At 70.9% G+C, this 19822-nt stretch carries 13 protein-coding genes; 6 read left to right on the top strand and 7 right to left on the bottom strand.

What is annotated here, in order from left to right:
* Positions 1-5: 5 nt before the first annotated feature.
* The 5 genes from ACWDX7_RS02155 to ACWDX7_RS02135 form a co-directional block, all read right to left on the bottom strand.
* Positions 6-965 carry an ABC transporter permease gene (locus ACWDX7_RS02155; protein WP_451490329.1) on the bottom strand — a complete coding sequence of 320 codons (960 nt, stop codon included), beginning with the start codon at positions 963-965 and terminating at the stop codon, positions 6-8.
* Complete coding sequence (locus tag ACWDX7_RS02150) at positions 958-1905, bottom strand: ABC transporter permease (protein WP_451490328.1); 948 nt, start codon at positions 1903-1905, stop codon at positions 958-960. Before ACWDX7_RS02150 ends, ACWDX7_RS02155 begins: the two co-directional genes overlap by 8 nt.
* Before the next feature lie 97 nt (positions 1906-2002).
* Positions 2003-3622 (bottom strand): peptide ABC transporter substrate-binding protein, encoded by a 1620-nt coding sequence (locus ACWDX7_RS02145; protein WP_451490327.1) that lies wholly within the window; start codon positions 3620-3622, stop codon positions 2003-2005.
* 438 nt (positions 3623-4060) lie between these two features.
* Entirely contained in the window at positions 4061-5965 is a 1905-nt protein-coding gene (gene typA, locus ACWDX7_RS02140; RefSeq protein WP_451490326.1) for a translational GTPase TypA, read from the bottom strand.
* Positions 5966-6326: 361 nt separating this feature from the next.
* Positions 6327-8780 (bottom strand): ABC transporter family substrate-binding protein, encoded by a 2454-nt coding sequence (locus ACWDX7_RS02135; RefSeq protein WP_451490325.1) that lies wholly within the window; start codon positions 8778-8780, stop codon positions 6327-6329.
* Positions 8781-9125: 345 nt separating this feature from the next.
* Between ACWDX7_RS02135 and ACWDX7_RS02130 the strand changes: the two genes are divergently transcribed.
* The 6 genes from ACWDX7_RS02130 (at position 9126) to ACWDX7_RS02105 (ending at position 16053) form a co-directional block, all read left to right on the top strand.
* Positions 9126-9350, top strand: coding sequence for a hypothetical protein (locus ACWDX7_RS02130; protein WP_451490324.1), 225 nt, complete (start codon positions 9126-9128; stop codon positions 9348-9350).
* Between the two features lie 117 nt (positions 9351-9467).
* Positions 9468-10292 carry a hypothetical protein gene (locus ACWDX7_RS02125; protein ID WP_451490323.1) on the top strand — a complete coding sequence of 275 codons (825 nt, stop codon included), beginning with the start codon at positions 9468-9470 and terminating at the stop codon, positions 10290-10292.
* Position 10293: 1 nt separating this feature from the next.
* Complete coding sequence (locus ACWDX7_RS02120; RefSeq protein WP_451490322.1) at positions 10294-12255, top strand: fumarate reductase/succinate dehydrogenase flavoprotein subunit; 1962 nt, start codon at positions 10294-10296, stop codon at positions 12253-12255.
* Positions 12252-13025: a succinate dehydrogenase/fumarate reductase iron-sulfur subunit gene (locus ACWDX7_RS02115; RefSeq protein WP_451490321.1), complete on the top strand. Its 774-nt coding sequence runs from the start codon at positions 12252-12254 to the stop codon at positions 13023-13025. Before ACWDX7_RS02120 ends, ACWDX7_RS02115 begins: the two co-directional genes overlap by 4 nt.
* 88 nt (positions 13026-13113) lie before the next feature.
* Positions 13114-15246 (top strand): TPM domain-containing protein, encoded by a 2133-nt coding sequence (locus tag ACWDX7_RS02110; RefSeq protein WP_451490399.1) that lies wholly within the window; start codon positions 13114-13116, stop codon positions 15244-15246.
* Positions 15247-15333: 87 nt separating this feature from the next.
* Positions 15334-16053, top strand: a complete 720-nt coding sequence (locus tag ACWDX7_RS02105) for a PspA/IM30 family protein (protein ID WP_451490320.1) — start codon at positions 15334-15336, stop codon at positions 16051-16053.
* A 272-nt stretch (positions 16054-16325) separates the two neighbouring features.
* Here ACWDX7_RS02105 and ACWDX7_RS02100 read toward each other — a convergent pair whose 3' ends face one another.
* Positions 16326-18962 (bottom strand): SpoIIE family protein phosphatase, encoded by a 2637-nt coding sequence (locus ACWDX7_RS02100; RefSeq protein ID WP_451490319.1) that lies wholly within the window; start codon positions 18960-18962, stop codon positions 16326-16328.
* A gap of 178 nt (positions 18963-19140) precedes the next feature.
* On the bottom strand, positions 19141-19569 hold the full coding sequence (locus tag ACWDX7_RS02095) for an ATP-binding protein (RefSeq protein ID WP_451490318.1): 429 nt from the start codon (positions 19567-19569) through the stop codon (positions 19141-19143).
* Between the last annotated feature and the right edge of the window lie 253 nt (positions 19570-19822).

Below are 19822 nucleotides of genomic sequence, written 5' to 3'. Positions count from 1 at the left end.
CTTCCTCAGCGCAGCTTCGGGTCGAGGGCGTCGCGTACCGCGTCGCCGACCATGATGAACGCGAGCACGGTGACGCTCAGCGCGGCCGACGGGAACAGCAGTACGTGCGGGGCCTGGAGCCAGCGGACGGACGCGTCGCTGACCATGAGGCCCCAGGAGATCTCCGGGGGCTGGACGCCGATGCCCAGGTACGACAGGGCGGCCTCGGCGGAGATGTACACACCCAGGCTGATCGCGCCGACCACGATGACGGGTGCGACGGCGTTCGGCAGGATGTGCCGCATCGTGATGCGCAGGGTGCCGGCGCCGAGCGCGCGGGCCGCCATCACGTAGTCGTTGTTCTTGTTCTGCAGCACCGAGGACCGCATGATGCGGAAGATCTGCGGCCAGCCGAGGATGGCCAGCACCAGTGAGACCGTCCACGCGTTGCCCGGCAGGGCGGACATGATCAGCATGCCGCCGAGCAGCAGCGGGATCGCGAAGAAGATCTCGGTGAAGCGAGACAGGACGCTGTCGGTGATACCGCCGACCCAGCCGGCCAGCAGACCGAGGGAACCGCCGACGATGATCACCAGCGCAGTGGTGACGATGCCGACGATCACGGAGTTGCGGGCCGCCCACACCGTACGGGTGTAGACGTCGCAGCCCTGGATGTCGAAGCCGAACCAGTGGTCGCCGCTCGGCGTCTTGAGCGAGTCCTCCAGCTTGCAGGCCGCGGCGTCGAACGGGCTGCCGCTGGTGAACCACTGCGGGAACGCCGAGATGACGAGCATGCACAGGACGAGGAAGGCACCGATCAGGAAGACCGGGTTGCGCCGCAGATCGCTCAGGGCGTCGGACCAGAGGCTGGCCTCGCGGCTCTTCTTCTCCTTGGGGTCCGGCCGGTCGGCCGGGGCGCCGGCGGAGGGGGCTCCGGCTGTCTGGGTGTCGGTCATCGAGTCCCCCACCGTAGTCGTGTCACGCATAGCGGATCCTCGGGTCGAGCACGGCGTAGAGCAGGTCCACAAGCAGGTTGGCGACGAGGTACACGAGGACCAGGATGGTCACACCGCCCACCACCACCGCACCGTCCTTGAGGTACACGGACTTGGCGAGCAGACCGCCGACGCCGTGGATGTTGAAGATCCGCTCGGTGATGACCGCACCGCCCATGAGCGCGCCGAGGTCGGCGCCCAGGAAGGTGATGATCGGGATGAGCGCGTTGCGCAGCGCGTGGTTCACCACGACCTTGCGGCGCGGGAGCCCCTTCGCGGTCGCCGTGCGCACGTAGTCCGCGCGCATCGTCTCCATCAGGCTGGTACGGGTCAGTCGGGCCACGTACGCCAGGGAGGTCGACGCGAGGACGAACGCCGGGAGGAGGTAGCCGATCATGCCGTCGTGCTCGTTGAACGAGGGCGTGAAGATCTCGACGCCCCACTCGTTCTTCAGGTGCACGCCCAGCGTCAGCTGCAGCACGAAGCCGGTGACGAAGACGGGGATCGAGATGACCATCAGCGTGGAGATCAGGACCAGCTGGTCGAGGAACTTGCCGCGGCGCAGGGCGGCCATGACGCCGGCCAGCACGCCGACGACGGCCTCGATGACGAAGGCCATGAGGGCCAGGTTCACCGTGTAGGGGAAGGCCTCGGCGAACTGGTCGAGGACCTTGCGGCCGTTCAGGGACTCGCCGAGGTCGCCCTGGAACACACCGGTGATGTAGTTCCAGTACTGCAGCAGGAACGGGTCGTCGAGGTGGTACTTCTCGCGCAGCATCGCCGCGACGAGCGGGTCTGCCTTCTTCTCACCTGCCAGAAGCTGGATCGGGTCAGCACCCGGCATGGCGAAGGTCAGCAGGTAGATCAGGAACGTGGCACCGAGCAGAACAGGGATCGCCTGTATGAGTCGGCGGATGAGGTAGCGGCCCATCAGACCTCCAACAGAAGAGCAGGGGGAAGGGGCAGGCAGGCGGAAACCTGCTTCCGCCTGCCCGCCCCGGTGTGTCCCCTTGGTGTGAAGAGGGGTGTTAGTTGAGCTCGACCTTGGCCAGGTCCATACGGCCCTGGGCGTCGATCTCAACGTTCTTCACGGACTTGGAGTAGGCCGAAGAAGACATGTAGGTGAAGATCGGGATGTACGGCAGGTCGCGGATGATGACGTCATCGGCCTGCTGGTACAGCTTCGTGGCCGCGGCGGGGTCCGTGGAACGGTCCGCCTGGTCCAGGAGGCTCTCGAACTCCTCGTTGACGTAGGCGCCGTAGTTGGAGCCGTTGTCGATCGCGACCTTGGAGAAGATCGGGCGCAGGTAGTTCTCGGCCGCCGGGTAGTCCATGGACCACGCCATGCGGAAGGCGCCCTTGTACTTCTGGTCGCCGAGGTCCGTCAGCATGTCACCGAACTTGGTGAACGGCTTGGCGGTGACCTCGATGCCGAGGTTCTGCTTCAGCTGGTTGGCGACGGCCTCGATCCACTCCTTGTGGCCGCCGTCGGCGTTGTAGCCGAGCTCGATCTTGTTGCCGGGAATGCCGCCCGCCTGGGTGTACAGCTCCTTGGCCTTGGTCGGGTTGTAGGTACCGACCTCGCCGAGCGCGCCCTTGCGGTAGCCCGGGATGATCGGGCTGATGAAGTCGTCGGCCGGCTTGCGGGTGCCGTTGAAGATGGTCTTCGTGATGGCGTCCCGGTCGATGGCCATCGAGAGGGCCTTGCGGATCTCGACCTTGCCGAACGCCTCGGGGTTGGTCTTCAGCGGGAGACCGATGTAACCGACGCCCGACTCGGGCTTGTAGAGGTAGCGGTCGCCGAACTCCTGCGAGACGGTGGCCATCGCCGAGATCGGGAGCTTGTCGACGATCTGGATGTTGTCGGCGCGGAGGTCGTTGTACGCCGTGTCCAGGTTGTCGTAGATCTTGAAGGTGACGCCTGCGAGCTTCGCGCGGCCCTCGGCCGGGTACTTGTCGTAGCGCTTGACCTTGATCTGCTTGTTGTGCTCCCAGGCGCCGTCCATCTGGAAGGGGCCGTTGCCGATCGGAGCCTCGCCGAACTTCTTCGGGTCGGCCTCGAACGCCTTGGGCAGCGGGTAGAAGGCGTTGTAGCCCAGCATGGTCTTGAACTGGGAGAAGGGGTTCTTCAGCGTGACGGTGAAGGTCTTCTCGTCAACGACCTTGAGGCCCTTGAGCTCGGTGGCGGTGGGCTTCTTGTCCTTGCCCGGCGCCAGCTCGTCGGAGCCCTCGATCTTCGTGAAGAACGGCAGGGACTCGGCGGCGTTGTCCTGGTTGGCACCCCAGTTCCAGGCGCGGATGAACGACTGGGCGTCCACCTTCTCGCCGTTGTGGAAGGTGTAGCCGTCCTTGATCTTGATCGTCCACGTCTTCGAGTCCGTGGTGTCGATCGACTCCGCGACCGCGAGCGTCGGCTCGTTGGTCTTGTTGTCGTACTGGACCAGGCCGGTGAACACCGCGTTGAGAACCTCGGCGCCCTCGGACTCGGCGGTGTTCTGACCCACCAGGCCGTGCTGCGGCTCGCCCAGCACCACCGTGATGCTGCCGCCGCCCTTGCCGGCCCCGTCCTTACCAGTACCACAAGCCGTGGCTGCCATCGCCACGATGACGGCACCCGCGACCCACTTGGCGCTCGTTGCTCCGCGCATGGGTAATTGCCTCCTCAGGAGTCACTGTTGATACGTGAAGGGCCCGGCTCCGCTGACACCCCTGACAGCGAAATCCGGCCCCATTCGTGTGTGCTCGTGAGTCGGCGCTCCCCACAGCGCGTGACCCATTGACCCGAGCTCAATGGAGCCATCCTCAGGGACGCCCAGACCGTAAACCACACTTAAGTGGTCTCGTTTTCACAACATCACCTCATGGCGAAAACCCGAAATCCGGACAAACGGATAGGAGACAGACACGTGCGAAACGGACGGTTAGCTCAACTTCCGGAGTGTCACGGTCGGTATGCGGACATAAGAACCCCCTAATCCGCTTGACAAACGCGAACAGCCCTTCCCGCCATGCAGAACATGGCGGGAAGGGCTGTCCGTTGAGCGATCTTCAGCCAACGCCCGAGCGGTGACCGGGCGTTGCGGGTACTACTTGGCGGACTTGGCGCGCGACGCGGTGCGCGAGCGCTCCTTCTGGTCCAGGACGACCTTGCGGATGCGGACGGCCTCCGGGGTGACCTCGACGCACTCGTCGTCGCGGCAGAACTCCAGGGACTGCTCCAGGGAGAGCTTGCGCGGGGGCACCACGTTCTCGGTGTTGTCCGCCGAAGCCGCACGCATGTTGGTGAGCTTCTTCTCCTTGGTGATGTTCACGTCCATGTCGTCGGAGCGCGAGTTCTCGCCGACGATCATGCCCTCGTACACCTCGGTGCCGGGCTCGGTGAACAGGACACCGCGCTCCTGCAGGTTGATCATCGCGAACGGCGTGACCGAACCCGCGCGGTCCGCGACGAGCGAACCGTTGTTGCGGGTCACCAGCGGGCCGAACCACGGCTCGTAACCCTCGTGGATGGAGTGGGCGATGCCGGTACCGCGCGTACCCGTCAGGAACTCCGTACGGAAGCCGATGAGGCCGCGGGACGGGACGACGAACTCCATGCGGACCCAGCCGGAGCCGTGGTTCGACATGTTGTCCATGCGGCCCTTGCGGACGCCCATGAGCTGCGTGACCGCGCCCATGTGCTCCTCGGGAACGTCGATCGTCATGCGCTCGACGGGCTCGTGGGTCTTGCCGTCGATCTCCTGCGTGACCACCTGCGGCTTGCCGATGGTCAGCTCGAAGCCCTCGCGGCGCATCTGCTCGACCAGGATGGCGAGCGCGAGCTCACCACGGCCCTGGACCTCCCAGGCGTCCGGGCGCTCGGTGTCGAGGACGCGGAGCGAGACGTTGCCGATCAGCTCGCGGTCGAGGCGGTCCTTGACCTGGCGGGCGGTGACCTTGCGGTCCTTGACCGCGGACTTGGCGTCCGCGCCCTTGCCGGTGCCGCCGCGGCCGACCAGCGGGGAGGTGTTCGTACCGATGGTCATGGAGATCGCCGGCTCGTCCACCGAGATCAGCGGCAGGGCGATCGGGTTCTCCGGGTCGGCCAGGGTCTCGCCGATCATGATGTCGGGGAAACCGGCGACTGCGCAGATGTCACCCGGGCCCGCCACCTCGGCCGGCTTGCGGGTGAGCGCCTCGGTCATCATCAGCTCGGTGATGCGGACGTTCGAGATGGTGCCGTCACGCTTGATCCAGGCGACGGTCTGGCCCTTGCGCAGCTCGCCCTGCTCGACACGGACCAGCGCGATGCGGCCGAGGAAGTTGTCGGCGTCCAGGTTGGTGACGTGGGCCTGGAGCGGGGCCTCCTCGTCGTACACCGGGGCGGGGACGTGCGCCAGGATGGTGGAGAAGAAGGGCTCCAGGCTGTCGCTGTCCGCGGGGACGGTGCCGTCCTCCGGCTTGGTCAGCGAGGCCACGCCGTCACGGCCGCAGGCGTAGACGATCGGGAACTCGATCTGGTCCTCGTCCGCGTCCAGGTCGAGGAAGAGGTCGTACGTCTCGTTGACGACCTCGTCGATCCGGGAGTCCGGACGGTCCGTCTTGTTGATGCAGAGGATGACCGGCATCTTCGCCTGCAGGGCCTTGCGCAGGACGAAGCGGGTCTGGGGCAGCGGACCCTCGGAGGCGTCCACCAGCAGCACGACGGCGTCCACCATCGACAGACCGCGCTCGACCTCACCACCGAAGTCGGCGTGGCCGGGGGTGTCGATGATGTTGATCGTGATCGGGGCCCCGCCGTCCTTGGGGTGGTACTTCACCGCCGTGTTCTTGGCGAGGATCGTGATGCCCTTCTCACGCTCCAGGTCGTTCGAGTCCATCATGCGGTCGTCGAGGTGCTGGTGGGCGGCGAAGGCACCGGCCTGCTTGAGCATGGCATCGACGATGGTCGTCTTGCCATGGTCGACGTGGGCGACGATGGCGACGTTACGGATGTCGTGGCGCGTGGGCACTTCGGCGCTTCTCCCGGGATCGTGGATGGCGACGCGTACGGTCCGGCACGCGAGCCTCGACCGGGCGGAAAACCTGCCACGGCCTTACCCCATGGTACGTCGACTGGCGGGAAACGCCTGCCGGGGGGCTGTCAAGGGGCCGGACGGCTGAGGACGGCCGAGGGTGGGGTGGGGAATCTCGGCCGCCGGTCCTGCCTGTATTCATGCGGGTCAACGGGTATCCACGACCTTGCCCGCCGGGGATCCCGGCGGGCAAGCGACTTGAGTCACATTTGAGCTCGCGGCCGCCGTCCGGCCCCGGTTTGTCACCGAACGACCCGCTGCCGGGGCCTGGGCCGAAGCAGCGGGCCGGGAGCGGTGCCTACTTCTTCTTGTCCTTGGCCGACGGCTTCTTCCATCCGATGTCCTGGAAGCGGGGCGAGCCGAGACCGAAGGCGCCCGCGTTGACCACGGCCGGCTTGGCCGCCACCAGCTCCGGGCGCTGGTAGAGCGGGATGGAGCCGGCGGCGGCCCAGATCCGGGCGTCCGCCTTGCGGATCAGCTCCCGGGACTCCGCCTCGTCCAACTCGCCGACCGCCTGGTCGAAGAGCTGGTCGATGTAGTCGGTACCGACCCGCGTGTAGTTCTGTTCGACCAGGAGCGAGCCGTCGGCGGCCGGCACCGGCTTGGTGAAGATGGGCCGGGCGTCGGTGGCGGGGTAGGCGGTCGTCGGCCAGGAGTAGAGGGCCAGGTCGAACTGGCCGGAGGCGATGTGGTCCTTGAAGAAGCTCTCGTCGGCCACCTTGGTCGTCTCGGTGTGCACGCCGACCTTCTGGAGCATCCGGGCGATCCGCTCGCCGACCGCGCGCAGCGACTCCGAGCCAGGGCCGGCCGGGAGGACGAAGCGCAGGGTGAGCGGCTTGCCGTCCTTGGCGAGCATGGAGCCCGAGGTACGGACGGCCTGCTTGCCGGGGGCCGGTGAGGCCTCGGCGGCCTCGGCCGCGTCGGCGTCGCGGGCGGGGGTGCGCTTGCCGTCGTCGAGGGCGCCGGCGCCGCGGGCCTGGGCGAGGAGGGAGGCCTCCTGCTGCGCGGCGAACGGGGCCGGGGCCAGCACCGGCGAGGGCCGGTCCCGGGGCCCCTCGGCGAGGCTGTCGGCGTCCACGATCTCGCCGTCGACGCCGTCGGCGCCGTCCTGCGGGCCCTGCGGCAGGTACCGGTACACGGGCAGCCCGTCGCCGCTGTGCCCCTCGTGGTCGGCGGGGGCGGCGGGGGCGGCGGGGTTCGCCTTCGGCCCGAGGATCCCGCCCTGGGCCGCCGCGCGCAGCTCCGCGGTCGCCGACCGCGGGTCGCCATTGCGCCCGTCGTCCTGGCCGACGATGTAGAGGCCGTCATTGCCGGTGCCCGGGCCCGACGGGGTCTTGGAGTCGTCCTGTCCGGCGCTCTGCGGACCCGCCTTGGCGCCCGACGGCTCGGTGAGCTTGCCGCCCCGGCGCCAGCCCGCGTCGGCGAGCAGCGCCTGGGCCGCCTGGGTGTCCTGGCCGCCGAGCGTCTTGCTGTTGTCCGCGTACGCCCGCTGCCCCGCCAGTGCCACGTGGCTGCCGACCGGCTTCGCGGGCAGACCCAGGGGCTTCAGTACGAGCTCGGCCAGCGCCTGGCGGTCCAGCGCCCGGGCCACCGCCCGGCGCACCCGCTCGTCCGCCAGCGGGCCGGACGCCCCGTTCATCGCCAGCTGCGTGTAAGCCGGCTCCAGGGACTTGCGTACGGTGAAGCTGCGCAGGGCCGCCTGCTCGGCGGCGTACCGCCTCCCCGCCTCGGCCTTCTTGCGCCGGCTCTCCTGCTCGGCGGTGGCCTCGCCCTCGTCGGCGCCGAAGGCGATCGCCCACGACCGCGTGGCCTGCGCCGGGGTCAGCTGGGCGGCCGGCCCGTGGGCCGGGGTTCCGCCCGGGCCCGACCCGCCCGAGCGCTCGGCGTCCCGGTGGGCCAGGGCGATGCGCTCGGCGCCCGCACGGTCGATCTCCGCCAGATCGAGCTTCCCCGCGGCCAGCGCGGCCGGGCGCTCCGCCCGGGGCACGGCCGTCAGGACCAGGGTGTCCAGCTTGGCCTGGTGTCCCCACCAGCGGGGGTTGCGGGTCAGGGTCGCGGTGCCGGTCTTCTTGTCGACGGCCCCGAGGTTGAAGGGTCCGGCGGTGGCGTTGAGGGCGCTGCGGGCCCCTTCGTTGAAGGTTTCCGGCGTGCCGGTGACCTGCTTCGGGTAGAGCGGGGTGAACAGGGAGCGCCAGTCGGCGTACGGCTTGGCGAAGGTGACCTTGACCTCCAGGTCGGTCTTGCCCCGCTCGATCTTCTCGATCCGCTCGTAGCCGGCGTTGCGGGCCGTCCAGTACGCCGAGTTCTTGCCGTTCAGGGCGCGCCACTGCGCCACGAAGTCGGCGGCGCCGATCTCCCGGCCGTCGCTCCACACCGCCTGCTGGTGGAGCTTGTACAGGACGACCTGCTGGGGCTCGCGCTCGATGACCTCGGCCTTCTCCAGGTAGTCGGGATTGGCCACCGGCCGGCCCTTGGCGTCCAGTACGTACAGCTGCGGCAGTACGGCTTGGGTGATGCGGGCGGTGGCCGCGTCCGCGTCCGCCTGGAAGGTGTTCAGCGTGCCCGGAAGCGAGTCCACGGCCCAGCGCAGGACGCCCCCGTCGGCGACCTTGTCGCGGGCGGTGGCGGCGATGTCCTGTCCTGCGGCGGCCGGTCCGCCCTCGTCGTCCCCCGCACCGCAGCCCGCGAGCAGCGGCAGTGCGAGGACTCCCGAGGTCAGGAGCGCCAAGGACCTGCGCCTTCTCTGGGACATGGGTCGTACCTCCGGGGGCGGGGCGTGGGGGAAGCATGATCACGTTCGGCGGTATATGGAGCTGATCACACCGGGTGCCGGGACCCACTGAAATCCACGGCCGGGCGCACCTCTCGCAGCCCCCGCGCGCCACGCCGCGAACCCCACCCGTGCGGACCAACGCCACGGCGGGGCGGACGGGCATTCCCCCGCAAGAGGGATGAGAATGGGGTCAGGGAGGGGCGCACAGTTCACGCCTGCGCGCCCGCAATCGCCGCACGTCCCTTCACAACCGGGGACGGGAAGCGCGACACTCGCAGGCGCACATGGGCGTTGCCACCGCACCCGCGGAAGTGAGGGCAGGTCATGTCTCTGCAAGACGATCTCAGTGCCGTACGGCGCAACCTGGACGAGCTGACACGCAAGGTCGAGCAGCTGGAACAGCAGGCCAAACGGCAGAAACCGGCGCCGGCCGCAGCCGCGCCGGACACGTCCCGGATGGTGACGGTCCCGGACACGCCGTACGACAGCTCGCTGTGGACGGACTCCGACGACGAGGGCCTCGGCGCCCGCGACCGCCGCGCCCCCTGAGCCCGGCGGCCGCGGCCGAGGGCCGTGGCCGCACGACTTCCACGCGTACCCCGGGAGGCCCAGCCGTCCGCGGCCGGGCCTCCCGGCCACCCCTCATCACTCCACCCGGAGTCCCCTTTGGCCACAGGCACAGAACCAGCCCGGCAGCGCCCCGCGGGCGTCCACGACCCCTCCCGGGCCTCGATCGCGGCCCGCCACCTGCGGACCGACCGGTGGTGGCTGGCCCCCGCCGGCACCGCGGCCGGGCTGCTCGCCTTCATCGTCTACTCGACCTGGCGGGCCTTTGCGAACGCCGACTACTACGCGGCCCCCTACGTCTCCCCCTTCTACTCGCCGTGTCTCGCGGAGAACTGCCAGGAGATGCGCGGCGGCCCGAACTGGGACCTGTTCGGCAGCTGGTGGGGCCTGTCCCCCGCCCTGCTGATCCTGGTCTTCCCGCTCGGTTTCCGGCTCACCTGCTACTACTACCGCAAGGCCTACTACCGCGGTTTCTGGGCCTCGCCGCCCGCCTGCGCGGTCGCCGAGCCGCACACCGCGTACACGGGTGAGACGCGCTTCCCGCTGGTCTTCCAGAACATGCACCGGTACTTCTTCTACGCGGCGGTGCCGATCGCGGGCATCCTCACCTACGACACGGTCCTGACCTTCCGCGACGAGCACTACGCGTGGGGCCACGTGGGCCTGGGGACCCTGGTGTTCCTCGTCAACATCGCGCTGATCTGGGCCTACACGCTGTCCTGCCACTCCTGCCGCCACATCATGGGCGGCAAGCTCAAGCACTTCTCCAAGCACCCGGTGCGCTACCGGCTGTGGGGCTGGATCAGCCGGCTCAACGCCCGCCACATGCAGCTGGCGTGGGCCTCCCTGATCAGCATCGCCGTGTGCGACTTCTACGTGTACCTGCTGGCCAGCGGCGCCTTCACCGACCCGAGGATCTTCTGACATGGCTCAAGTCGACCGGCAGCAGTGGGACGTGGTCGTGGTCGGGGCGGGCGGCGCGGGGCTGCGGGCCGCGATCGAGGCCCGCGAGCGGGGCGCCCGTACGGCCGTGATCTGCAAGTCGCTCTTCGGCAAGGCCCACACGGTGATGGCGGAGGGCGGGATCGCGGCCTCCATGGGCAATGTCAACGAGGGCGACAACTGGCAGGTGCACTTCCGCGACACGATGCGCGGCGGAAAGTTCCTCAACCAGTGGCGGATGGCGGAGCTCCACGCGAAGGAGGCTCCGGACCGGGTCTGGGAGCTGGAGACCTGGGGCGCGCTGTTCGACCGCACGCCGGACGGGAGGATCTCCCAGCGCAATTTCGGCGGCCACGAGTACCCGCGCCTCGCGCACGTGGGGGACCGCACGGGCCTGGAGCTGATCCGCACCCTCCAGCAGAAGATCGTCGCCCTCCAGCAGGAGGACTTCAAGGAGTTCGGGGACTACGAGGCCCGGCTCAAGGTCTTTCAGGAATGCACGGTCACCCGGGTCCTGAAGGAGGACGGCCCAGGCGACGGAGGCACCGGCGACGGCGGCCCCGGCGGCGATGGCGCCGGCGGCGGGCGCGTCTCGGGCGCCTTCTGCTACGAGCGCGAATCGGGCCGTTTCTTCGTCCTGGAGGCGCCGGCCGTGGTGCTGGCCACGGGCGGCATCGGCAAGTCCTTCAAGACCACCTCGAACTCCTGGGAGTACACGGGCGACGGCCACGCGCTGGCGCTGCTGGCGGGCGCCCCCCTGCTGAACATGGAGTTCGTGCAGTTCCACCCGACCGGCATGGTCTGGCCGCCCTCGGTGAAGGGCATCCTCGTCACCGAGTCGGTGCGCGGCGACGGCGGGGTGCTGCGCAACAGCGAGGGCAAGCGGTTCATGTTCGACTACGTCCCGGACGTCTTCAAGGACAAGTACGCCGAGTCCGAGGAGGAGGGCGACCGCTGGTACGAGGACCCGGACCACAACCGGCGCCCGCCCGAACTGCTGCCCCGCGACGAGGTGGCGCGGGCCATCAACTCCGAGGTCAAGGCGGGCCGCGGCTCCCCGCACGGCGGGGTCTTCCTGGACGTGTCCACCCGGATGCCGGCGGAGAAGATCAAGCGGCGGCTGCCCTCGATGTACCACCAGTTCAAGGAGCTGGCGGACGTGGACATCACCGCCGAGGCCATGGAGGTCGGCCCGACCTGCCACTACGTGATGGGCGGCATCGCGGTCGACTCGGACACGGCTGCCGCGGTGGGCGTGCCGGGCCTCTTCGCCGCGGGCGAGGTCGCGGGCGGGATGCACGGCTCGAACCGGCTGGGCGGGAACTCCCTCTCCGACCTGCTGGTCTTCGGCCGGCGGGCGGGACTGCACGCGGCCCGGTACACGGCCTCGCTCGAAGGCCGGCGCCCGGGCGTCCCGCAGCCACTGGTGGACGAGGCGGCCGCGGAGGCGCTGGCCCCCTTCCACGCCACCGAGGGCGCGGAGAACCCGTACACGCTGCACCAGGAACTCCAGACGACGATGAACGACCTGGTCGGCATCATCCGGCGGGCGGGCGAGATGGCGCAGGCGCTGGAGCGGCTGGCCGCGCTGCGGGAGCGCGCCGCCCGGGCGGGCGTCGAGGGGCACCGGCAGTTCAACCCCGGCTGGCACCTGGCGCTGGACCTGCGCAACATGCTGCTGGTCAGCGAGTGCGTGGCCCGCGCGGCCCTGGAGCGCACGGAGAGCCGGGGCGGGCACACCCGTGAGGACTGCCCGGGGATGGAGCGCGACTGGCGCCGGGTGAACCTGCTGTGCCGGCCGGTGGACCCGGCCCCGACGGATCCGGCGGCCGACCGGATCGTCCTCCAGCGGACCCGTACCGATCCCATCCGCCCCGACCTGCTCGCGCTGTTCGAGAAGGAAGAGCTGGTCAAGTACCTCGCCGAAGAGGAGCTCTACGAGTGACTACCTACGATGCCGCGTTCCGGATCTGGCGGGGCGACGCGGAGGGCGGCGAGCTGCGGGACTTCACCGTCGAGGTGAACGACGGCGAGGTGATCCTGGACATCGTCCACCGCCTCCAGGCCACCCAGGTCCCGGACCTCGCGGTGCGCTGGAACTGCAAGGCGGGCAAGTGCGGCTCGTGCAGCGCGGAGGTCAACGGCAGGCCCCGGCTGATGTGCATGACGCGGATGTCGGTCTTCTCCCGGGAGGAGACCATCACGGTCACCCCGCTGCGCGCCTTTCCGGTCGTCCGTGACCTGGTGACGGACGTGTCCTTCAATTACCGCAAGGCACGGGAGGTGCCGGCCTTCGTGCCGCCGGAGGGGCTCGCTCCGGGCGAGTACCGGATGCAGCAGGTGGATGTGGAGCGCCCGCAGGAGTTCCGCAAGTGCATCGAGTGCTTCCTGTGCCAGGACACCTGTCATGTGGTGCGCGACCACGAGGAGAACAAGGGCGTCTTCGCCGGTCCGCGCTTCCTGATGCGGCTGGCGGAGCTGGACATGCACCCCCTGGACGCCGCCGCGGCGGCGGGCCTGGACCGCAAGCGCTCCGCGCAGGAGGAGCACGGGCTCGGCTACTGCAACATCACGAAGTGCTGTACGGAGGTCTGCCCCGAGGGCATCAAGATCACCGACAATGCCCTGATCCCGCTGAAGGAGCGGGCGGTGGACCGCAAGTACGACCCGCTCGTGTGGCTGGGGAACAAGATCCGCCGCCGCCCCGGTTCGTAAGGCGGGATCTTTCGAACCCTGCCGGGGCCGCGCACGGGATCAGTTCCGGGTGCGGGGGTGATGAACCGCCCATACCCTCCCAAATGTGATGGCCCCGAAAAGCAGGACGAAGACACCCGAAGCCGCCGGGACATCCGTACGGGCCGCTCTCGCCCTGGCCGCCGCGCTGCTCGCGCTCGGCGGCTGGGGCGTGGCCGCAGGGCTGCCCGCACGCGCCGAGGACCCCGTCACCCTGTCGCAGCAGGGGCAGATCACCGACCGCGTCGGTGCCGTCGGCGACCGGAGGGCCGCCGTCACCGCCGCGCTCGACAGGCTGTACGCCGACCGGAAGATCCAGCTCTTCGTCGCGTACGTGCACGACTTCTCCGGGCGCTCCGCCCAGAGCTGGGCCGACGCCACCGCGCAGCGCAACGGCCTCGGCCGGGACGACGTCCTGCTGGCCGTCGCCACCCGTGCCCGCCAGTACGCCTATTCGGCCGATGCCGAGTCCGGGTTCACCGGGGAACAGCTCGCCGCCGTCGCCCGTACGGCCATCGAACCGGCCCTGAAGCAGAACGACTGGGCGGGCGCCGCGATCGGCGCGGCCGACGGCTACCGCGCGGTGCTCGGCGGGTCGCCCGTACCGGTGCCCGCCATCACCCCCGGGGAGGCGGATCCGGGCGGCGGCAGCGGCGGAACCGGGGCCGGCGACTTCGTGCTCCCGGTGGTCGTCGTCGGCGCGGCCGGAGCGCTGGGGGCGTACGCGTACGCCCGCCGCAGGCGCGGGGGCGGCAGCGGGCGCGGTACGAGGACCGAGCAGGGGTGGGGTGAGCAGACGGCGGCGCGGCTCCCCCTGCCCGCGCTGGACGCCGAGGCCAAGTCGCTGCTGGTGGAGACCGACGACGCCATCCGCACCAGCACCGAGGACCTCGGCTTCGCCACCGCACAGTTCGGCGAAGCCGCCGTCGCGTCCTTCACCGGGGCCGTGGAACGCGCCAAGGACGAGCTGACGCAGGCCTTCCGGCTGCGCCAGCAGCTGGACGACGCCTACCCGGAGGACGAGGCGACCCGGCGCCGCATGCTGGACGAGATCGTCGCCCGCTGCCACCAGGCGAACCGGCGGCTCGACGCCGAAGCGGCGGACTTCGACCGGCTGCGGGACCTGGAGAAGAACGCCCCCGAGGCGCTGGCCGCGGTGGAGACCCGCTTCCGGGCGCTCACCGGCCGTACCGCCACCGCGGAGGCGACGCTGGCCGCGCTGGGCCGGCGGTACGCGGACTCCGCCTCCGCGCCCGTGGCGTCCGGCCCGGAACGGGCCAAGGACCGGCTGCTCTTCGCGACGACCAGCCTCGGCGAGGCGCGGGCGGCGCTCGACGGCGGCGACCGCGGCCGGGCGGCCGTGCACGTACGGGCCGCCGAGGGGGCGGTGGACCAGGCGGCGACCCTGGTCGACGCGGTCGAGCGGCGGGCTCAGGAGCTGGCCGCCGCGGCCCTGAAGCTGCCGGGAGCCCTCAAGGAGACCGAAACGGATCTCGCGGACGCGCGCGGCCTGCTGAGCGGGGTCCCGGAAGGGGTTTCGACGGCGGACCTGCGCGGGCGGATCGGCCGGGCGCAGTCCGTACTGGCCGACGTGCGGCAGGAGATGGCGGCCGACCGGTACGACCCGATCGACGCCCTGCGCCGGGTCGAGGAGGCGGACGCGGCCCTGGACGAGGCGCTGGCCGGGGCGCGGGAGCGGGAGAGCGGCCGGCAGCGGGCGGCGGCCCTGCTCGATCCGGCGCTGCTCGCGGCCCGCAGCGCGATCGGCGCGGCGGCGGACTTCATCACCACCAGCCGGGGCGCGGTCGGCGCGCAGGCCCGTACCCGCCTGGCGGAGGCGGGGCGGCACGTGGAGCGGGCGGTGGCGCTGGCGGGCTCGGATCCGGCGGGCGCGCTGGCGGCCGCGCAGCGGGCGGACGCGCTGGCCCGCGAGGCGCAGCGGCTCGCGGAGGAGGACGTGGGGGCGTACGGGGACCCGTACGGCGGTGTCGGGAGCCGGGGCGGCGGCACGGGCGGCGCGGTGCTCGGCGGGATCATCCTCGGCGAGCTGCTGGGCGGCGGCCGGCGCGGCGGCTTCGGCGGTGGCTTGGGGGGTGGCTTCGGGGGCGGCTTCGGGGGCGGCGGCTTCGGCGGGGGCCGCGGACCCGGCTCCTTCGGCGGCGGTGGCACCCGCGGCCGCATGGGCGGCGGCGGCCGCTTCTGAACGGCGCCTCCCTCCGAACCCCGCAGACCCGGACCGCCGCCTGCGACCGGCCCGTCACCGTCCATCCCCCACCAGGAGAGAGTGACCATGAGCAAGCAGACCGTCCTCGGCCGCGTCACCCAGCTCGCGAAGGCCAACATCAACGCGCTGCTGGACCAGGCGGAGGACCCGCAGAGGATGCTGGACCAGCTGATCCGCGACTACACGAACAACATCTCGGAGGCGGAGCAGGCCGTCGCCACGACCATCGGCAACCTCAGGATGCTGGAGGCGGACCACCGGGAGGATGTGGAGGCGGCCTCCGAGTGGGGCGGCAAGGCTCTCGCCGCCAGCAGGAAGGCCGACGAGCTGCGCGCGGAGGGTTCGACGGCGGACGCGGACAAGTTCGACCACCTCGCGAAGGTGGCCCTGGGCCGCCAGTTGCAGTCGGAGAAGGAGGCGAAGACGGTGGAGCCGACGATCGCCGCCCAGACGGAGGTGGTCGACCGGCTGAAGTCGGGCCTGGAGTCGATGAAGAACAAGCTGACGGAGCTCCAGGCGAAGCGCGACGAACTGGTGGCCCGCGCCAGGACCGCGCAGGCGCAGAACACGATGATGGACGCGGTGAAGAACATCGACGTCATGGACCCGACGAGCGAGCTGCGCCGCTTCGAGGAGAAGATCCGGCGCGAGGAGGCGATGGCGATGGGCAAGCGGGAACTGGCCGCGTCGTCGCTGGACGCGCAGTTCGAGTCCCTGGACGACCTCGGCAGGGCCTCGGAGATCGAAGCCCGCCTGGCCGCACTCAAGCAGGGCCGCGCCGCGTAACCCTGCGGGGGGCGGGGGCCCGGCCTGGCCCCGGGCAAGCTGCGCGCCCGGAGCCAGGGCACGTGCACGCGCGCCGGACACCGCCGGGCCCCGGCCCCAGGCCAGACCTAGGCCTGTCCGGGCGATCTCCGCGGGCCCGCGCTGCCTGGCACGGCGCCTCCCTGCGATGTCGGAGCGCGCGAGTACGACCACGTACGAGCTGCGCCCCTCCGCCTTGCGATGCACCGCACCAGACAACGCGGCCTGATCCACGAAGACCGCCCCGACAGGACCTAGGAGCCGTACATGCCCAGCAGCTGCTCCTCCGACGGTCCCGAGGGCGCCTCTTCGCCCGGGAGCGGCAGCTCGAACCACACCGTCTTCCCCCGGTGGGTCCGCCGCGTCCCCCAGCCCGCCGACAGCAGCCCCACCAGCTGGAGCCCCCGCCCGCCCTCGTCGGTGTCACGCGCCCGGCGCCGCCGCGGCTGGACCAGGTTCGCGTCCCACACCTCGCACACCAGGGTGCGGTCCAGCAGGAACCGCAGCCGGATCTCCCCGTCCCCGTACCGCAGGGCGTTGGTCACCAGCTCGCTCACCAGCAGCTCGGTGGTGTCCAGCAGTCCCTCCAGGCCCCACGCGGGCAGCTTCGCCCGCGCCAGTTCCCGGGCCCGTCCCACCGACCGGGCCTCGCGCGGCAGCTGCCAGTCCCCCACCGCGTCCTGCGGCAGCCCCTGTACCCGGGCCATCAACAGCGCGATGTCGTCCTCGCCGTGCCGCGTGTCCAGCGTGTTGAGTACGTGGTCGCAGACCTCCTCCAGCGGGCGGACGGGATCGACCAGCGCCTCGCGCAGTCCGCGCAGCCCCTCCTCCAGCGGGTGGTCCCGCGACTCCACGAGCCCGTCCGTGTAGAGCGCGAGCAGCGCGCCCTCCGGCAGTTCCACCTCGACCTCCTCGAAGGGCTCGCCGCCCACGCCCAGCGGCAGTCCGGGCGGCACTTCCAGCATCAGCGCGGGCCTCGGAGCGCCGCCGTCCCGGCCCGGCTCGTCGTTCGATGCCGGGGGCACGAGCACGGGCGGCATGTGGCCCGCGTTGGCGATCGTGCAGCGCCGCGTCACCGGGTCGTAGACCGCGTACACGCAGGTGGCCAAGTACACCTCGGAGCGGTCCGCGTCGCGCGAGTGCAGGGCCGCCCGGGAGGCCTGCTGGGACCCACCGGGCGCGCCGAGGCCCCGGGCGACCTCGTCCAGGGCGGTCAGCACCTCCGCCGGTTCGAGGTCCAGCAGCGCCAGGGTCCGCACCGCCGTCCTCAGCTCGCCCATCGCGACGGCGGCCCGCAGCCCCCGCCCCATGACATCGCCGACGACCAGGGCCGTGCGGTGCCCCGGCAGCTCGATGACGTCGAACCAGTCCCCGCCGACCTCCGTCGCCGCGTTCCCCGGCAGGTAACGGCAGGCGATGTCCAGGCCCGCCGCCTCCGGGTCGCCGGGCGGCAGCAGACTGCGCTGCAGGATCAGCGCCCGCTCGTGCTCGCGCCGGTAGAGCCGTGCGTTGTCTATGCATACGGCGGCCCGCGCGGCGAGCTCCACCGCGACCGCCCGGTCCCGTTCGCCGAAGGGTTCGCTGCCCTTCGTGCGGGAGAACTGCGCGAGTCCGACGACCGTGTCGTGGGCGACCATCGGCACGACGAGGGTGGACTGCACGAGATCCTCCGTACCTTGGCCCTCGATCAGCCGCGGCCGCGCCGTCCGCAGCGCCAGCGCGCCGGGCGACGCCCCCGGGAAGCGGTGGATCTCCCCTACGGAGACCAGCGCGCCCGGTCCCGACAGCGGGGCGTCGGACACGGCCGAGGCGAAGGCGACCCTGCGCAGCGGCGCGGACGGTCCGCGACCGGCGCCGGGCGCGGGCGGCAGCGAGGGCATCCCGGGTCCTTGCGGCCGGGCGGGCCGGTCGTCATCGCCGAGCAGGAGCCCCTGGTAGAGGTCGACGGCGGCCAGGTCGCAGAAGCCGGGGACGGTGACGTCGAGGAGTTGCCGGGCCGTGGTCTCCAGGTCGAGGGAGTTCCCGATGCGGTGCCCGGCCTCGTTGAGCAGGGCGAGATTGCGCCGGACGCCGGCGGCCTCGCGGGCGGCGAGGTGGCGGCGGGTGACGTCGGTGCCGATGCCGGCGACGCCGATCGGGCGGCCGGTGCCGCCGTGGACGCGGTAGAGGTTGATGGACCAGTGGCGGTCCTCGCGGCTGCGCGGGGTGGCGCCGGTGATGCGGAGGTCGGTGACGGAGTCCCCGGTGTCGAGCACCTGCCGCAGGGCATCGGCCATCCGGTCGGCCTCGTGGGCGGGCAGGTAGTCGTGCACGGTGCGGCCCCGGTGCTCCTCGACGGCTCCCCCGAAGACGGCCGCGAAGCGGCGGTTGGCGCGCTGCACGGTGAGGTCCGTGCCGAAGAGCAGGAAGCCGAAGGGGGATTGGCCGAATATGGCTTGCGAAGCCGCGAGATCCGATTCGATCCGGCGCAGCGCGCGTACGTCGACCACCACGCACAGGGCGGCCCGTTCGGCGGTTTCGGTCTGAGTGGGCATCACATAGACCTCGGCCACACCGTGCGCGCCGTTCCCGCCCGGGACGCGGAAGGGGATCAGGCCCGTCCACTCCTTGCCGTCGAGGATCTCGGCGACCCGGCGGTGCCCGTCCGCGCGCAGCTCCGCCGGCATGAAGGCATCGACCGGGTCGCGGCCCACCGCCTGGGCCGCCGTCAGGCCGAACAGCTCCTCGGCGCGCAGGCTCCACTGGTCGATCAGCCCGTCGGGCCCGATCGAGAACGAAGCGACCTTGATGTAGTCGTATATCGAGCCGGGCGGGCTGCTGTGCCACAGGGAATCACGCCATGTCTCCCCCGGCACCCGGGCCTGATGTCCCTGCGCAGGTATCTCGCTCACGCGACGGTCCCCTCCAGCTCACCGCAACCGGACCGGCCATGACCGAAGTATTCAGCACCACGGCCCCGGACGGCACGGCGTACACGATCACAGCAAGGTCTCATTGGTTTCGAGCCACGTTGTGTGGTCCCTCTCGGACCGCGTCCGGGAGAACCGCCCCCCGACACCCTTCACCTTGTTACTCACCAGGAAGAGCCAACTCGAACCACACGGTCTTGCCCGATTTCCTGTGACGTGTCCCCCAGCGCTGCGCCGAGACGGCGACGAGATGCAGCCCGCGCCCGCCCTCGTCGTCCGGTTGCGCGATCCGTTCGCGGGGCGGATCCGGAAGCGGATCGGATACTTCCACGATCAGCGCCGCGCCCTCCGACCCGTTCCAGGAGGCGGGTTTCCGCCACTCCAGGCGGACGCCGATGGGACCGGACGCGTACCGCAGTGAGTTGGTGACGAGCTCGCTGACCAGCAGGACGGTCACATCCCCTACGGAGTCGAGGCCCCAGGCGTGAAGGGTGCCGCGCACGACCTGGCGTGCGGTGCGGACGGCGCCGGGCTCGGCGGGAAAGGCCCACTCGGCACATTCACCGTCTGTGTCGATCACGCCGATCACTTCCCGGGCCAGCAGTGACCCCAGTCCGGTTCGTCTGGGACGAGAGGGGGACGAGATAGGGATTAATAGCGACATACCCGATATTTAAGGCGTCGTACCACCCGATCCCCCGGCACCAGCGCATTGTGGCGCGGACGGCCTAGGGTGCGAGTGCCACGCGCCCCCGTGCCACCGCCCGTGCGACGGCACCGCCCGCGCGCCCGCCCGCGCGTACGCCTCCGGACCCCGCCGCCGCACCGGCGCATCGCCCGTA

Source organism: Streptomyces sp. NPDC003034, from assembly GCF_053591375.1.
The sequence above is the reverse complement of the archived record's forward strand: the minus strand, read 5'-3'. Positions and strand labels throughout refer to the sequence as shown.

Coding starts and splice junctions, on each gene's coding strand:
- ACWDX7_RS02120 (WP_451490322.1), top strand. CDS start 10,294: ATGGCTCAAGTCGACCGGCAGCAGTGGGACGTGGTCGTGGTCGGGGCG.
- ACWDX7_RS02130 (WP_451490324.1), top strand. CDS start 9,126: ATGTCTCTGCAAGACGATCTCAGTGCCGTACGGCGCAACCTGGACGAG.
- ACWDX7_RS02110 (WP_451490399.1), top strand. CDS start 13,114: ATGGCCCCGAAAAGCAGGACGAAGACACCCGAAGCCGCCGGGACATCC.
- ACWDX7_RS02105 (WP_451490320.1), top strand. CDS start 15,334: ATGAGCAAGCAGACCGTCCTCGGCCGCGTCACCCAGCTCGCGAAGGCC.
- ACWDX7_RS02135 (WP_451490325.1), bottom strand. CDS start 8,780: ATGTCCCAGAGAAGGCGCAGGTCCTTGGCGCTCCTGACCTCGGGAGTC.
- ACWDX7_RS02145 (WP_451490327.1), bottom strand. CDS start 3,622: ATGCGCGGAGCAACGAGCGCCAAGTGGGTCGCGGGTGCCGTCATCGTG.
- ACWDX7_RS02155 (WP_451490329.1), bottom strand. CDS start 965: ATGCGTGACACGACTACGGTGGGGGACTCGATGACCGACACCCAGACA.
- ACWDX7_RS02150 (WP_451490328.1), bottom strand. CDS start 1,905: ATGGGCCGCTACCTCATCCGCCGACTCATACAGGCGATCCCTGTTCTG.